This window comes from Nocardia sp. NPDC003183, assembly GCF_053590715.1.
This window is the reverse complement of record NZ_JBSFTG010000038.1, coordinates 1-1,658: the sequence shown is the minus strand read 5'-3', so window position 1 is coordinate 1,658 and position 1,658 is coordinate 1. Positions and strand designations below refer to the sequence as shown.

The following is a 1,658-nucleotide window of genomic DNA, read 5'->3' as shown; positions in this document are numbered from 1 at the left end:
GGCGCGACAGGCGTGCTCAGCGATTGGTCGAACACGACGACCGTGGTCACGACGGCCGCGATCACCACGACGAAGAACACGACCGCCGCGCAGCCCGCCCCGAGTGCTTTCACCAGCATCGCTGTCTCACCAGAATTCGGAGGCCGGTGGGCGCGGTGGGGGTGGGGCAAGGATGACGAGCCCGTTGTGCGATGTCGAGGTCTGTTCGGTGTCGACGCTGGTCGCTGGCGGGGTCCGTTGGGGCCAGGCGGTGGCGAGTTCGTGCAGGTGTTTGCGGTCGGTGTCGGTGTCCAGCGGTAGCCAGACTTGCTCGGCGGGGCTGGCCTCGGGACTCGAGGCCAGGAGTTCGGCGGCGGCGGTTGCGACGGGCACCGCATTGGGCTCGGGTAGTCGGGCCCAGCTGTGGCGCAGGGCATCTCGGGCGTTGGCTTCGCGCAGCATGGACGGAGCCCACAGCAGGACCGGGGTGATGACACCGGTGGTGCGGGCCAGCTCGGCGTAGCCGTGGAGCTTGGCGGCGACCCGGCTCAACGTGGTGGAGGCGAGGTCGTATTCGAGGAAGAAGTCCAGGGTGGTTTCGGCGCGGGTGTAGCGGCCGAACGCATCCGGTCGGGCGAGATCGCCCCACAGCCGTTGACAGCGGGTCTGTGACCACCACGCCTGTACTCGGGCTTGTTCGCCGCGCTCATCGCGGGGTGCGTGGGCGGTGAGGGTGGCGAACCAGTCGGACACGCCGAGGGTGTGGTCCAGGTGCAGGCTGTGAGCGACCGACAGGGTTCGCTGGTGGTTGTAGCCGAGCTCGCGCACGCTGATCCCGGCTTCCGCGGCGAGCACGGTCGCTCCGGCTGGGGCCAGTACCCAATGCACTGGTGCGCTGCCTCGGGTTCGCAAGGGCCGGAACCGTTCCAGGACTCCGTAGCGGTGCAGCAGGCTCAAGCGGCGCAACGCGAGAGCCGGGGTGGGGAAGGCGAGGGTGGCGAGCTGGTTGGTGGTCAGGACGCGGTGCTCGTGCAGCATCCGCAGGATCCAGCGGTCACGCTCGGTCAGCCGCGCAACGAGCGCGGTGGTGTCGACCGGGCGGGGTCGCGCGGCGCGGGGCTCGGGACGAGGTGCCCGTCGTTCTGCTTGTCGGTCGGGTCGCGAGATCATAAGTGCGGCACCCTTTCTTGGGCAGGTGGGTCGTGTGGCTAGGGCCGGCGAGGGTCGTGGCGTGCGGGATCTGGCCGCTCGCCCGGCTCGTCGCTGGGCTCGGGAGCAGAAGCCTGTGCGGGCGCGGGTACCGGGGCGGTGAGGCGGGCGCGGGCGGTAGCGGCGATCCCGCGGGCGCGGCCCGGTATCGGAGGATCGAGGGGGCAGGTGGTGAGGGTGAAGGGGCGGGCGTTGCGGCCGTCGACGAGCAGGCGGGCGGCGGCGTGGAAGGCGTCCAGGTGAGACAGGTCATGCTCGGACAGCCAGGGCTCGGTGTGGCGGGCGAGGTCGCGGGCGTCGTCGGGGCTGACGGCGAACACGATCTTGTTGCGGGCGTTGGCTGAGATGCCGTCGCGCAGTTCGCGTGAGAGCTGGCCGAGATTTTGATGCGCGAGGAGCAGTGACAGTCGCAGTCCTCGGGCTTCGGCGAGCATGTCCTCGATCGGGGTCGACAGGTTGAGGAAGTTCTG

General features: G+C 70.1%; 1 protein-coding gene and 1 pseudogene. Both read right to left on the bottom strand.

Annotated features, from left to right (window positions below):
* Window positions 1-126 precede the first annotated feature (126 nt).
* Window positions 127-1,149, bottom strand: a complete 1,023-nt coding sequence (locus tag ACWDXS_RS35620) for a replication-relaxation family protein (protein WP_449972793.1) — start codon at window positions 1,147-1,149, stop codon at window positions 127-129.
* Between the two features lie 38 nt (window positions 1,150-1,187).
* Window positions 1,188-1,658: pseudogene (locus tag ACWDXS_RS35615) on the bottom strand (hypothetical protein); the annotation flags it as partial.

Excerpts from the sequence above, each read along its gene's own strand:
- ACWDXS_RS35620 (WP_449972793.1), bottom strand. The coding sequence starts at position 1,149 with ATGATCTCGCGACCCGACCGACAAGCAGAACGACGGGCACCTCGTCCC.